The organism is Pseudoalteromonas sp. Hal040, assembly GCF_037162425.1.
Taxonomy (GTDB): domain Bacteria; phylum Pseudomonadota; class Gammaproteobacteria; order Enterobacterales; family Alteromonadaceae; genus Pseudoalteromonas; species Pseudoalteromonas gelatinilytica.
In genome coordinates this window covers 2,337,427-2,351,674 of the sequence record NZ_JARLUU010000001.1, presented here as the reverse complement: position 1 = coordinate 2,351,674, position 14,248 = coordinate 2,337,427, and the positions used below count along the sequence as shown (strand labels likewise).

Here is a 14,248-nt window from a genome sequence, read left to right as displayed (position 1 = left end):
TAATCATGGAAGTAGCAAGATTGGGGCGTGGCTAATAGCTACGCCTTAGTTCTTTCTGGAGGTTGCACTTCTCAAACAGGCAATTATTTTTGTAAAACTCGCAACTTAAATCTTATGCGGCGGTATTACTACGCTTTTAAGTAATTCATTTTCCATGATCAAAACGCCTTGATACACGCTTTGCCCATCACTTGAAAACTCAAAAATAAACTCGCTTTTAATACCTGGCTTACCACTTTTTAAAATACCAACCCTGCGTTTATTGCAAGCGACACTCATCAGTTGCACATTTAATTGCTCAATTTGTCTTTGTGCATGAAGGTTAGCTGCTTCGGCTACTTTTCTGTTTAACCAAAAAAAGTAGATGATGCTGCCAATGATGATAAGTGTCCACAAGCCTGCCATTTACGAGAATAACCTTCCAATTGCTCGAGCGAGTGTTTCGCTACGATTTTCTTTTCTTAATAAACCTAGTAGGTGAGGGCGAATACTAGGAATTGCAACTAAATCGGTGAAAATACTCACAAACAGTTGTTCAATTTCAGTGTGGTGTGCACAGCAATCCATAAACACATGTAAGCGTTCTGGGTCTTCAAGCGTGCTAAAACAACGCCCTGCAATTGTTAATAGTACATCTGACTGGGTGTTCATCTCAGAGTGTAATACAGCATCTACCAGTTGTGCAGTTAAACCTTGTGCCGTTGTTTTTGATAAACTTCTAAGAGCTGCAACAAGAGCAATGTCGTCTTTTTGCTCTATCGCCTTTAAACCATAGGGTAACAATTGCTCTGCAAACACCGGTTCGATTGCAACATGTTCAAGCATCGCACTCAGCGGCTGTAATACTTCGACTGGTAATTGCCCCCAAGCGGCTTGTAGGTTTGCTAAATTGTTGTCGTTATCTAAGCGCATCGCGAAATCAGCAATACCCTGTACTGCAACACTTTGCCAATTATCAAACCCCAGTTTGCCTGAGAAATACAGCTGAGCATATTCGTAGTACTGTGAAGCACTTTGTTTAAGTAAACATTTAACCTGCGCATTAAATGCCGCTAGCTTGTTGGCGTTTGGCGTAAATACATAGGGGTTGTTATCAAGTTTGCCCTCGGCATTTTCACCGGTAATTTCTGTACCAAGTGCTTCAATTACCATATTTGCGAAATGGTCGCGGCTTGCGCTTACTAGGCGGCTTTGCTCATCTAATGGGAATTTTAAAAACCATACATAAGGTTCTTTAGACGCTTTTACATCCCAAAATTGAATAGCAAGCCAAGCATGACCAGCAAGCGGGTAAGGGTAAGGGATTTTTGTTTCTTCAATGGCAAGAAATTGTTTTTTGTCTAATTTCGTGATGTGTCTGCCAATATCGAAGGCACGCCAAGTGGTACCTGCTGCATCCAGAAGTTGCCCTAAAGTGGCGATCTGCTCAGTCATAAAATCTCAATTACCGTAATTAATCTATATCAGCCGCGAATTATACGCCATACCATGGCGCCTTGGAACAGGGTATACTAAGCACAAAGGTATTAAGAGTTTTACAATGCATCAACAGACTTTGGCGCTGCTGCGCGAATTAGAATCCACATTACAACGCCATTCACTTTGGCAAACAACACCCATTGACCCAAATGCACTTAACTCAAGTGTGCCGTTTTGTCATGACACCATGGCTTTTGAGCAGTGGCTGCAATTTGTTTTTCTTGAAAAAATGCACGCCCTCATTGCACATGATCAGCCTTTACCCCGTAATTTTGCAATTGCGCCTATGGCTGAAATGATGCTGGCACAGCACCGCGGTGCTAATGAAGTAATTAGTGTTTTACAAAAACTCGATCAACTTTTGAGTGATAACTAAGATGCAAGAGATTGTTAAACCACAATTTGACGAGTTAACGATTCTGTACCGCGATGAAAATTACATTGCGATTGATAAACCATCCGGTTTATTGGTTCATCGTTCGTTTTTAGACAAACACGAAACCCAATTTGCGATGCAAATGCTGCGTGACCAAATTGGTCAACACGTGTTTCCTGTACATCGTTTAGATAGACCAACCTCAGGCGTATTACTGTTTGCCTTAAGCTCAGAAGCAGCCCGTGACATGAACCAGTTGTTTATTGATGGGCAAATTGAAAAACGTTACTTAGCTTTAGTAAGAGGCTTTTTAAACGAATCAATCATCTTAGATAAACCTTTAAAAGAAGAACTTGATAAAATTGCCGATAAGTTTGCTGATCAAGATAAAGCACCGCAAGAAGCACAAACGCAATTTCATTGCCTACACCAAGCAAGCTTACCGATTCCAATTGGTAAGTACCCGACAGTTCGTTACTCGCTGGTGGAGTGTTTTCCTAAAACTGGCCGCAAACATCAAATTCGTCGTCATTTAAAACATTTATCATTGCCAATTATTGGTGATGTTAATCATGGTGATAATCAGCATAATCAATTTTTTAGAGAGCATTTCCAGCTTCGTCGTTTAATGTTATTTGCCTCTGAATTAAAGTTTGTGCACCCTTATAGCAAGCAACCAATAACAATTAGAGCGCCATTAGGCGATGCAATGTTAACGATTTGCCAGCAACTTGGCTGGCCAACAGAAGAAAAGGATTATTATGGCAACCATTAGTATTTTTGTAGGCAGTGTCTATGGCGGTGCTGAGCGATTAAGCGAACAAGTTATTGAAGTTATTGAAAAGTCAGAGCATCAAGCGCAATTAGTTGAAAATGGCACGGTTGATGACATGCTGGCTGCGTCACATATCTTAGTGATCACATCAACGACGGGTCAGGGTGATATTCCTGATAACTTAATCGCTTTATATAGCCAATTAAACGATCAATTCCCACTGTTAACAGGCAAGCAATACGGCATTATTGCTATGGGCGATCGTAGTTATGGCGATACGTTTTGTGGTGCAGGTCGCAGTTTTGATGAGCTGTTTCGTGATTTACAGGCAAAACCTGTTGGTCATCGTTTAGAAATTGATGCCTGTGAAGATTTTGAGCCTTGGCCTGTTACTGAGCCATGGTTAAATGAATGGCTGACGAAAATTAGTTAATGCCTATTAATTAGCTAGTGTCTCTTAAAAGTGCTGATTGAATAAGCAATTGGCACTTTCCCTTGGTTTTTCGAGTACAGAATCTGTGACCTTGGTGATATACTTAACCATCATTTTATGAGGCTGTTATGATTTCAAAAAACCAACTGAAACTAATTCGTGCATTAGGTCAAAAGAAATACCGTAAGCAATACAATCAGTACCTTGTTCAAGGCGAAAAAAATGTACTTGAATTACTCAACAGTGGTTTAAGTATTGCTCATATTTTTGCGACTCCTGCATTTATTTCAGCGCATCAAACAGCGCTTGCAGCCCATCAAGTCATTGAAGCAGACGAAGACAGCCTAACTAAAGCCAGTACGCTTGTTAGTAACAACGCAGCCATTGCTGTTGTTGATATGCCAAGCCAGCAAGCATTACCAACATCAGGACTTATTTTAGCCCTTGACGGTGTGTCGGATCCGGGTAATTTGGGCACGATTATTCGTGTTGCTGACTGGTATGGTATTAAGCATATTGTTACCACCACAGACAGTGCCGATGCTTATAACCCGAAAACTATTAGCGCAACTATGGGCTCATTTGCTCGTGTGAGTGTCACACAAACCGACTTAACCAGTTACTTACCTAGTTTAAACCTTCCTGTGTATGGCGCATTTTTAGAAGGTGACAACATTCACAAAACTGCTCTTAAGCAAGATGCCGTATTACTCATGGGCAGTGAATCCCATGGTATTCGTGCTGATTGCGAAAGCTTAGTTACTGATAAAATCACTATTCCGGCTTATGGCCAAGCAGAATCGCTTAATGTAGCAATGGCAACGGGTATTATTTTAGATAATTTTAAGCGCCACGCTTAACCTTTTACCCTAAAATGGGTTAAATTGAAGAATAACAATAAAAATCGGTAAAACAATTAGATGCGCTTAAGCACCATAAAACTAGCGGGTTTCAAATCGTTTGTTGAACCCACTAAGATCCCATTTCCTGATCAGATGACATGTGTTGTCGGCCCGAACGGCTGTGGCAAATCAAATGTCATTGATGCAGTGCGTTGGGTGCTAGGTGAAAGCTCAGCTAAAAACTTACGTGGCGATGCCATGACCGATGTTATTTTTAACGGCTCAACTAATCGAAAACCTATTTCACAAGCCTCTGTTGAGTTGGTGTTTGATAACACCAGTGGCCATTTACCGAATACCTTTGCTGATCGAAACCAAGTGGCGATCAAACGCTTAGTGACCCGAGATGGTCAGTCAATTTATTTTCTAAATGGCAGTAAATGCCGTAAGCGTGATATTACTGATATCTTTTTAGGCACAGGTCTTGGCCCGCGCAGCTATGCGATTATTGAGCAGGGCATGATCTCACGTTTAATAGAGAGCAAACCGGCTGACTTGCGTGTTTTTTTAGAAGAAGCCGCGGGAGTTTCAAAATACAAAGAGCGTCGTCGTGAAACGCAAACTCGTATTAAAAGTACCCGAGAAAATCTTGAACGGTTGCTTGATGTAAGGCAAGAGTTGCAAACACAGCTCGATAAGCTTGCCGTGCAATCAGTCGATGCAAAAAAATACCGAGAACTAAAAGCCACTGAACGCACTTTAAAAGGGCAAATTGCGGTTTTAAAGTGGCAGAAGTTACACCAACAACAAATCGATAAAGCTGAGCAAATCAATAAACTTAAAGAGCAAATTCAGTTCTTTAGAGAAGCACATTCTGGCCACGATGATGTTTTAGCAAGTCTTGAAAATCAGGTGCAACTTGAGCAGCAGAAACTGCAAGATGCTCAGCAGGCTCAGCATCAAACTCATACAGAGTTAACCCGCAAAGAACAGCAACAGATCAGTTTAAAGCAGCAACAGCAAACACTTAGCCAAAACCTTATCAAACAGCAACAATTGCAGTTACAAAATAAAGAGCTGCAAGAAGAGCAACATGCTTCAGCCGCTATTTTACAAGAGCTGCTACAAGACGCGATTGAGCAAAGTTTGCTGTGCGCTGAGCAAGTTGCAGAGGTTGAAGAGCAAGTCGCTCTGCAGCAGCAACAAACGCAAAGTGCCAATGAGCAATATCAAAGCACCTTACAGAAAAGCCAAACTCATAGTAGTGATATTAATCTTGCAAAGAGTCAACAGGCTCACTTTGCACAGACTCTTGCACAACTTGAAACCCAGCAGACACAACTTTCCGCTGAAATTAGTGAGCTCGAAGCGACCCCAGTTGCAGCGCAAATTGCTGAGCAACACCTGCATATTCAAACATTGACAAAAGAGCTTGCGCAGCAACAAAGTGCGCTAAATAAGCTCACTCAGAGTCTAGAACAAGCCGATAAAGAGCAACAGCACTTAGAGCAGGATTTAAAGCGGGTTCAACAACACAGTAATGAAAACAAAGCCAGCATGGCGGCGCTTAATTCTGTGTTATCAGAGCAAACCGACAGCGAGAGTGTCTCTTTATTAGCTCAGTTAAAAGTGGCTGCTGGCTTTGAGCCTTTAGTTGAGCAGGCCCTACTCGGCCTTGAGCATCTGAAGGTCAGTCAGCATAAAGAGCCTAACAGTGTTTGGCCTGCATCGAATAGTGCTGAGCTTCCAAAAGAGTCATTAGCAAATTACATCGAATCGGGGGCTTACCCTGATTTATTAGCACGGTTTGCTTTTCAACCTTGTTTTAATGACGCTATTTTAGCGGATCCATATTGGCTGGCCGTGATTGATGAAGAAGGTTGTTTGCATGGTCGTAACTTTCATACTGATGCTAATAAAGACGCTGACAATTCTTTGCTTTTAAAACATGCTCAGCTTAGCGATGCACAGCAGTTAGGTGAAGAGCTCAACGAGCAATTAGAAGCCAAGCAACAATTGCTTAATGAGCATCTAGCTCACAAGAAAACGCTCATCGCCGACAAAGAGCAATACAGAGAACGAATTCACCAAGCGGCTCAGCAGATTGCATCGGCCAGTACTCGCCGTGATATGTTGCTAGAGCAGCAAACGCAGTGGCAAAACCAGCTTGTTAAGTTACAACAGCGTCAAACGTTACTGGCAGAACAAAAACAAAGTGCCGATGAACAGCAACAAACGCAGCAGTGTTTACTTGAGCAATTGTTAGAGCAGCAATTAGAACTTGAAACTGAGTTAGAGCAAGCAAAGCACCAACAAGCTGAGGCAAATAATAGCTACCGCCAAGTGGCTTCTCAACTAGAGCAATATAAAACGCAAGCACATCAAGCAAATTTGGCTGAACAAAAAGCTCGCAGTGAGTGTCAACTTAGCGAAACTAAACTACAGCATGCTAATGCTGCCCAAAGTACTGCTAGTGAAGCTGTATTAGAGCTCAACGAGCAACTAGAAGAGCTAGTGATCCCACTTGAAGAAGTCGCAGAGCAGATTATGCTATTGCTTGAAAAGCATCAACAAAGTGACGTTGAGCTGAAAAACTTGCAAGCGGCTTTGAGTCAAGCTAAAAAGGAGCTTGCTGATAAGCAAACAGCGTTGAAATCATCGCAATCTGAGTTGGTGACGTTACAAGAGCAGTTGCAAGCATTAGCGCTGGATGAGCAAAGTTTAATCGTTAAGGCGCAAGCTGCGTTAGAGCCACTTGAAGAACTGGAACAAAATTTAAAAACAGTACTTGAAGAACTGCCTGACAATGCCAATTTAAATAGCATGCAAACTTGGCTGACAAAAACCACGCAAGCTTTAAATGAACTTGGCGCGGTGAATTTAGCGGCAATAGATGAGTTTGAGCAGGCTAAACAGCGCGCCGATTATTTAAATCAGCAGCTTGATGACTTAACACAAGCATTAAATACCCTTGAAGGGGCGATTCAAAAAATCGACCGAGAAACAAAAAACCGTTTTAAGGCGACCTTTGAACAAGTAAATACTGATTTTGGGGAGTTATTCCCAAAAGTGTTTGGTGGCGGTAGTGCTTACCTTGAATTGACCAGTGATGACCTACTTGAAAGTGGCGTGAGCATCATGGCAAGACCACCGGGCAAGAAAAATTCGACAATTCACCTGCTTAGTGGTGGAGAAAAAGCGCTGACCGCATTATCATTGGTGTTTTCAATATTCAGGCTCAATCCAGCTCCATTCTGTATGCTAGATGAAGTGGATGCGCCATTGGATGATGCGAACGTGGGTCGTTTTTGCCGTTTGGTAGAAGAGATGTCACAATCAGTACAATTTATTTATATCAGTCATAACAAGATTGCTATGGAAATGGCAGGCAGATTGACCGGTGTAACTATGGCGGAACCAGGTGTATCACGTATGGTCGCTGTAGATATAGAACAAGCTGTGCAAATGGCACATGCATAAAATTTAGGCATATCAAATAATAAAGGTGAGGGGATGGCCGAAGAATTAAGATGGGCTTTAATCGTAATCAGTGTATTTGTCATTGGTGGTTTATTAATTCACGGCTTATGGTCGGTGCGTAAAAAGGACAGCCCAGATACGCCTTCAGTTGAGCGGGTTGAACCAAATGAAACGACCAGCGAGGTTCAAGAGCCTGCGACTGCAAAATCGCAAGAGCGTGATGAGCCAGAGTTTGGTGATTTAAGCTTCTCAGCAGAAAGTCACGACGAACCAGCTGTGTCAGAAAACGTTGCTGAAGAGTTAGACGCAGAAACTCAGCAACAAGAAGTTGAAGAAGAACCAGCTGCAGATGCACAAGTTCCAACCGATTTTATTATTGTGCATTTACAAATGCCAGAGGGTTTAACAATGGATGGCAGCCAATTATTGCCAGCCGTTAATATGTTAGGCTTTAAGTATTCTGAAGAAGGTTTCTTTAACCGTCACTTAGACCCAGCAGGCACAGGTCCGGTGTTATTCCGTTTAGTGAATATGTATAACCCAGGCACGTTCGATATTGATAATATGGAACAGTTCAGCACAGCAGGTGTTAGTTTATTTATGACCTTACCATGTGATGGCGATGGTCTAAGTGCATTCAATATGTTGCACAGTGCAGCTAAAAAGCTAGCCGATGAATTTGGTGCAACTATTTTAGATAGTAACCGTGAAGAAATGACGGTTGAAAGCGTTCGTGAGTATGTTGAGAAAGTACGCAGCTTTTCAGCTTAGTCGCACACACAGAGTATAAGTATTAGGCCACTTGGCGTTAAGTCGTCGAAGTGGCTTTTTTATGTAGATTTTTGAGGTTTTCATGTCCAGCCCTATCTTTGAGCAAATTAGCCAACTTCGTGCCCAGTTAGAAGAGCATAACCATAATTATTATGTGCTGGATGCACCTAGCATTCCTGATGCTGAATATGACCGTTTAATGCGCGAATTAAGCGCCCTTGAACAAGCTAACCCTGAGTTTCAAAGCCCTGACTCACCAAGCCAGAAAGTCGGTGGCGCCGCACTTGATAAGTTTGAGCAAGTTACTCACCAAGTGCCAATGCTGTCACTTGATAATGCGTTTTCAGAAGAAGAGTTTGCCGCCTTTAACCGCCGTATCAAAGAGCGTCTAATGGACAACAATGAGCTGACTTTTGTTGTGAGCCAAAGCTTGATGGTTTAGCGGTATCGATTATTTATCGTGATGGTGTTTTAGTTCAAGCAGCCACCCGTGGTGATGGTATGGTGGGTGAAAACATCACTCAAAACGTGAAAACAATTCGTAATGTGCCGCTTAAGTTACGTGGCGATGACTTCCCAGCAGAGCTTGAAGTGCGCGGTGAAGTATTTATGGATAGCGCCGGTTTTGCCAAACTAAACAGTGAAGCCGAAAAACGTGGCGACAAAGTGTTTGTTAACCCACGTAATGCTGCGGCTGGTAGCTTACGTCAGCTTGACTCTAAAGTAACAGCAAAGCGTCCATTGATGTTTTATGCCTACAGCACTGGGCTTGTTGCCGATGGGCAGTTACCAGAAGATCATTACCAACAGCTAGCTAAACTCACCGATTGGGGTTTACCACTTTGCCCAGAAACAAAACTGGTTGAAGGTCAGCAAGCTGCACTTGATTACTACCAAGATATCTTGACGCGTCGAAGTAGCCTTGCCTACGAAATTGACGGTGTGGTTATTAAAGTAAACGACAAAAAACGACAAGAGCGTTTAGGCTTTGTGGCACGAGCACCACGCTGGGCAATTGCTTTTAAATTCCCGGCGCAAGAAGAAATCACGCAATTACTTGATGTTGAGTTTCAGGTAGGGCGCACTGGCGCAATCACCCCTGTAGCACGATTAGAGCCGGTATTTGTAGGTGGCGTAACGGTATCTAATGCAACACTTCATAACGGCGATGAAATTGCCCGTTTAGGCGTTAAAATTGGCGATACCGTGATTATACGTCGTGCGGGTGATGTTATTCCACAAATAACCCAAGTGGTCCTTGAACGTCGCCCTGACGATGCAAAAGACATTGAATTTCCAGCTACTTGCCCAATTTGTGACTCACATGTGGAGCGCGTTGAAGGTGAAGCGGTTGCCCGTTGTACGGGTGGCTTAGTGTGCCAAGCGCGCTGTAAGCAAGCAATTAAACATTTTGCGTCACGTAAAGCACTTGATGTTGATGGCTTAGGCGACAAAATTGTTGACCAACTCGTTGACCGTGAACTGATCAAAACGCCTGCTGATTTATTTATCCTTAAACAAGGGCATTTTGAATCACTAGAGCGAATGGGTCCAAAGTCAGCTAAGAACTTAGTTAATGCACTACAAGAAGCTAAACAAACAACCTTAGCTAAATTCCTATATTCGTTAGGTATTCGTGAAGTCGGTGAAGCAACCGCGCAAAACTTAGCAAACCATTTTTTAACGCTAGAGAAAATCACGCAAGCAAGCGTTGATGCGTTAACTGAAGTAAGTGATGTAGGTGAAATCGTTGCCAAGCATGTACGTGGCTTCTTTAGCGAAGAGCACAATATGGCAGTTGTAAATGCACTGGTTGAGCAAGGTATTCATTGGCCAGAATTAACAGCGCCGAGTGCTGATGCGCAGCCATTAGCGGGCTTAACTTACGTACTGACCGGCACATTGAGCGAGCTTAACCGCAATGATGCAAAAGCGCGTTTACAAGCGCTAGGTGCAAAAGTATCGGGTAGTGTATCAGCGAAAACGGATGCGCTTATTGCAGGTGAAAAAGCGGGCTCAAAATTAACTAAAGCACAAGACTTAGGTATTGACGTGTTAACTGAGGCTGACCTTATTGCGCTTTTAAGTGAGCACAATGGATAGTCTATTGCAGGCATTGTCGTCAGTTGCTTTAACAATCGGCAACTGGCTGCAACCACACCTTTACAATATTTCATTACTGCTGGTGGTGTGTTTTATATCCTTGTACGCAAACGACATTATTAAAGTGACCAAGCGCTTTGTTGCGCGTCGTCACTTTGTTGTTCGTGTGCTTTGCTTTGTGCTGATCACTGGGTTTGGCATGGGCCTACTTGTGGTATTTGTAACCCCATTTTTAAGTAAGCTGCTAATGCTACTCGGTGTTAAATGGCTGGCACTTACACTTACCGTCGCGTTTTTGGTACTTGGCATCATTGCCGATAAGAAGAACCAAATATGAACCGTTACGGGCCTGAATACTGGGATAAACACGGTGCTTATCGAACCCCTGTGGCGTTTCATTTAACGTTATTAGTGCTGTTACGCAGTTACTTTATTTGGCTGATGGCGGCGCTGAGCCGTCGCCCTGATTTAGATATCATGTCGCTGTTTTTTAAATCGAAAAGCGATTTCTTTACAGCCATTGCCATTGCGGCTATTGCCTTATTACCGGCGGTGATCTTTTGTTTACGCCGACCTCAAGAAAACGCCGAAAGTGCAAAACGTCTGTCGTCTATTTGGCGATTTATGCGCTGGCCATTAATAATGTGTGCCATCACGGATTTAAGTTGGTTAACCTATCAGGCTGCACACAGTCACTATCAATTTTCGTTGTTCTTAGCCTGCCAAATGGTACTAGTATTATGGGTACTGTTATATCTATTAAAAAGCAGATATTTGTCGGTCTTTTTTAATGATTGGCCTGATCCAATTGAAAAGAAATAGGGCAACACAATGTTGGCAATTAATAAGCTTTTAGCAAAAATTTCACTCACTATCGCGCTGGTATTAATTGCCTTATGGGTATTTACGCCACTTTGGCACAGTGCTGCATTCTCGTTGTTTGTGATGTTGTGGGGCTTTATAACGCTATCAAGCCTTTATCGAGTCACGCCGTTATTTGTAGCGCGTAATCCTATTGCCGATTTACTAAAGCGTGATGTGAATCAGCTTGCACTGATTAGTCTGGCTGGTTTATTCGATTTTAAACGCAAAGCTGAGTTTGTATTAATTGGCCAAATTAAGCAGATTGAAATCGGCGAAGGCATTATACATGTAACTGATGTCAACGATCAGCAGATAACTGCCGTACTAAGTGTTAACAGCAGCCAAATAAATAGTCATTTAGCACAGCTACTTTCTGAGCGTGAACGTGCACAAATAGATATCAGGCTGCAAACAAGTTAATCACTAGACGCACGTTGCTTGCCCTTGATAGGGATTGTGATGTACTGTGCAACTGTTGTATTCAACCCTGAGGGAGCACTATGTTAACCTGGCAAGATATTTTAGAGTTTGCCCATAATGGTAACCCAACACCTCTACGTCGAGTCGAAAAATCGCCATCTGAATGGCAAGCTGAGCTCGAACAAGATGCATTCTATGTTACCCGCTTAAAAGGCACCGAACGTCCGCACAGCTCTGATTCATGTACGATATTTGAACCTGGTCAATATGCGTGTGTATGTTGTGACAACTTACTATTTGACGGTGATGAAAAGTTCGATAGTGGCACAGGCTGGCCGTCATTTACTCAGCCTAGCAGTGTTGAAAGCATTGCCTATATCGCGGACTCTAGCCATGGTATGCAGCGCATTGAAGCCGTATGTAATGTTTGCGATGCACATTTAGGGCATGTATTCCCCGATGGTCCACCGCCAAGTGGCTTACGCTATTGCATGAATGCTATAGCGATGAAAAAACGCGACTAATGCGTGTCTAATTTATGTTGGCTAATTTATGCCTAATCTAAATACTGAGCAATGATGAAAATAAGGTGCTCACGGTGGATTGGCTTACTAATTATGTAGTCTGTCAAAATACTGGATTGCGCCTTATCATCTTTTAATACCGACGCTGTAACCGCAATGATTGGAATATGCTTGAAGCGATCATCACTGCGAATTAACTGACTTGCCTCTAACCCGCCCATCACCGGCATTTTTAAGTCCATAATGATTAAATCAGGCTGGTGCTGCTCAATTTTTTTAAGGGCATCTTCACCATTGATAGCCGTGTCTATGGTAAAGCTCCAGCGTGATAAGAAGGACTCTAAATAGTCACGGTTGTAAGGAATATCATCAACAATCAAAATACGAGCCGGATTAAAATGGTAGCTTGAAATAGCAGGGTAGTTACGATGTTCCACTTCGTTTTTAGACTCGGCTAATTCAACATTCGGTAACGACACGATAAACTCACTGCCTTTATCTTTATCGCTTATCACCGATAGCTCACCACCCATCAACTTGATAAAACGCAATGAAATCGCAAGACCTAATCCCGTTCCACCAAACTCCGAACTACGTTGCCCTTGTACTTGTTCAAAGTCATTAAAAATAAGGTCTTGTTGATCTTTGGGAATACCTTTACCTGTGTCTGTGACATGAATATTAATATCAATATTGCTGTTGTCATCGTGGGCTTTAAAATCGAAATACACCTTAACACTGCCTTGTGCAGTGAACTTAATGGCATTACTGATTAAGTTGGTCAGTACTTGGCGCACTTTATTGCTATCAAGCAACACAGGGGTTGTTAACTCTGGGTGAGCGGTTATTTGTAAGTCGAGATCCTTTTGCGCACTGAGTTGTAAAAACATCATATTAAGCTCATGGCACATTTTAGGGATTTCTACACGCTCAATATCAAGTTGCATTTTACCAGCATCGATTTTTGATAAATCGAGAATGTCATTCAATACATTAAGGAGTGAATTACCAGAGATTGATATTGCTTCTAAGTAACGACGCTTATTCTTATCTGTTTCGCTATCTTGTAGCAATTGGCTAAAGCCTAACACTGCATTGAGTGGGGTTCTTAATTCGTGAGACATATTCGCTAAAAAGCGACTTTTAGCCTGATTTGATTGTTCAGCTTGCTCTTTAGCATCAAGGTACTCTTGAGTGCGCTTTGCAACGGTGTCTTCAAGTAAACTATGTTGTTCATGCATGCTGTTGATCTGTTGTCTAACCGCAGCACGCATCATTTTAAAGCCACTGGCGAGGGTACCTATTTCATCTTGGCTTTTTATATTAATAGGGCAGTTTAAATCACCGGTAGTCACGGCATGAGAAAACTCCACGAGCTGATCAATGGGTTGTAAAATAATACGGCGAATAATGATATAAGCGATGATAAGTGCAGTTAATAAGTAAATGGCAAACAGCGAAACCGCATTACTAATAATTGATTTGGTTTTTAACGCTAAGTCTTTATCTGAAAAGCTTACGATAACGTAACCGATATTTTCACCCTGAAAATTGCTAATTGGCACAGCAACAGCATATTGCTGCTCCATGGCTACAATGGCATTTTGTTTCGGATTGAGCTGTTTTAGTAGCACTTGGTTAGTCTCAAGAGTATCTACTTTACTGTTATCTGGGTGTGCAGCGATAAAGTTATTTTGGTCGATAAAGTAAATCGTCTTTAAATCATCAAAGGTATTATTTTTTAAAATGTTCTTTAATGTAATACCTTGAATTTTAAGCACCCAACTCCCTACGGTATTGTCTTTTGTGAGGCTGTTTATTTCTGACAACATGGGCGAGACAATCGCATCGGCTTTTTCACTCATGTTCAAAAGCGTTTGTTCTTTTAACTCCATTACATGCAACGACGTACTTGCCCCTAAAATAAGAGTAATGGTAAAGCCGATGATCATTAAAATTTTGTGGGCAATACTAATTCTCATTGCTCAATATTGCTCCTTACCTTTAGTGCTTGCATATTAGCGTTTATTTTTGCGTCAGTGCTTTTAATTGATTGCTTTATATCTGCACCATAGAAAATTTGGCTAAAGGTTTGCGAAATAATCTCGCCAATAACCGGAAACTCGATCATGCCAGCCTGCAGGCGATCAGGTGTTGCATGCTCAAACACCCACAGCATGG

The 14,248-nt window shown here is 42.2% G+C and carries 13 protein-coding genes and 3 pseudogenes; 11 read left to right on the top strand and 5 right to left on the bottom strand.

The window, feature by feature from the left end:
- Positions 1-105: 105 nt before the first annotated feature.
- Positions 106-405: a DUF3301 domain-containing protein gene (locus P4S60_RS10875; protein ID WP_063706982.1), complete on the bottom strand. Its 300-nt coding sequence runs from the start codon at positions 403-405 to the stop codon at positions 106-108.
- A complete protein-coding gene (locus P4S60_RS10870; RefSeq protein ID WP_337115973.1) occupies positions 406-1,434 on the bottom strand; it encodes a DUF3549 family protein in 1,029 nt (342 codons plus the stop codon).
- 106 nt (positions 1,435-1,540) lie between these two features.
- Between P4S60_RS10870 and P4S60_RS10865 the strand changes: the two genes are divergently transcribed.
- The 10 genes and pseudogenes from P4S60_RS10865 (at position 1,541) to P4S60_RS10820 (ending at position 11,543) form a co-directional block, all read left to right on the top strand.
- Entirely contained in the window at positions 1,541-1,855 is a 315-nt protein-coding gene (locus tag P4S60_RS10865; protein WP_337115972.1) for a YqcC family protein, read from the top strand.
- A gap of 1 nt (position 1,856) precedes the next feature.
- Complete coding sequence (gene truC, locus P4S60_RS10860) at positions 1,857-2,630, top strand: tRNA pseudouridine(65) synthase TruC (protein ID WP_337115971.1); 774 nt, start codon at positions 1,857-1,859, stop codon at positions 2,628-2,630.
- Complete coding sequence (locus P4S60_RS10855) at positions 2,617-3,063, top strand: flavodoxin (RefSeq protein WP_105175164.1); 447 nt, start codon at positions 2,617-2,619, stop codon at positions 3,061-3,063. Before truC ends, P4S60_RS10855 begins: the two co-directional genes overlap by 14 nt.
- A gap of 128 nt (positions 3,064-3,191) precedes the next feature.
- Positions 3,192-3,923, top strand: a complete 732-nt coding sequence (locus tag P4S60_RS10850) for a TrmH family RNA methyltransferase (RefSeq protein WP_337115970.1) — start codon at positions 3,192-3,194, stop codon at positions 3,921-3,923.
- A gap of 60 nt (positions 3,924-3,983) precedes the next feature.
- Positions 3,984-7,385, top strand: a complete 3,402-nt coding sequence (locus tag P4S60_RS10845) for a chromosome segregation SMC family protein (RefSeq protein WP_337115969.1) — start codon at positions 3,984-3,986, stop codon at positions 7,383-7,385.
- A gap of 33 nt (positions 7,386-7,418) precedes the next feature.
- Entirely contained in the window at positions 7,419-8,156 is a 738-nt protein-coding gene (gene zipA, locus P4S60_RS10840; RefSeq protein ID WP_337115968.1) for a cell division protein ZipA, read from the top strand.
- 82 nt (positions 8,157-8,238) lie between these two features.
- Positions 8,239-10,259 (top strand): annotated as a pseudogene (ligA, locus tag P4S60_RS10835) (NAD-dependent DNA ligase LigA).
- Positions 10,252-10,596: a DUF3392 family protein gene (locus tag P4S60_RS10830; RefSeq protein WP_337115967.1), complete on the top strand. Its 345-nt coding sequence runs from the start codon at positions 10,252-10,254 to the stop codon at positions 10,594-10,596. Before ligA ends, P4S60_RS10830 begins: the two are co-directional and overlap by 8 nt.
- Entirely contained in the window at positions 10,593-11,081 is a 489-nt protein-coding gene (locus P4S60_RS10825) for a DUF2919 domain-containing protein (RefSeq protein ID WP_105175139.1), read from the top strand. The genes P4S60_RS10830 and P4S60_RS10825 overlap by 4 nt, the downstream gene beginning before the upstream one ends.
- A gap of 9 nt (positions 11,082-11,090) precedes the next feature.
- On the top strand, positions 11,091-11,543 hold the full coding sequence (locus P4S60_RS10820) for a hypothetical protein (RefSeq protein WP_337115966.1): 453 nt from the start codon (positions 11,091-11,093) through the stop codon (positions 11,541-11,543).
- A 61-nt stretch (positions 11,544-11,604) separates the two neighbouring features.
- On the opposite strand, the pseudogene P4S60_RS21540 reads toward P4S60_RS10820, so the two are convergent.
- Positions 11,605-11,685 (bottom strand): annotated as a pseudogene (locus P4S60_RS21540) (hypothetical protein); the annotation flags it as partial.
- Positions 11,686-11,704: 19 nt separating this feature from the next.
- Between P4S60_RS21540 and msrB the strand changes: the two are divergent.
- Positions 11,705-12,067, top strand: a pseudogene (msrB, locus tag P4S60_RS10815) (peptide-methionine (R)-S-oxide reductase MsrB); the annotation flags it as partial.
- Positions 12,068-12,099: 32 nt separating this feature from the next.
- Here msrB and P4S60_RS10810 read toward each other — a convergent pair.
- Both P4S60_RS10810 and P4S60_RS10805 read right to left on the bottom strand, forming a co-directional pair.
- Positions 12,100-14,049, bottom strand: coding sequence for an ATP-binding protein (locus P4S60_RS10810; RefSeq protein WP_119853333.1), 1,950 nt, complete (start codon positions 14,047-14,049; stop codon positions 12,100-12,102).
- The gene (locus tag P4S60_RS10805; protein WP_337115964.1) at positions 14,046-14,246 is read right to left on the bottom strand and encodes a hypothetical protein; all 201 of its coding nucleotides are present in this window, start codon (positions 14,244-14,246) and stop codon (positions 14,046-14,048) included. The genes P4S60_RS10810 and P4S60_RS10805 overlap by 4 nt, the downstream gene beginning before the upstream one ends.
- Between the last annotated feature and the right edge of the window lie 2 nt (positions 14,247-14,248).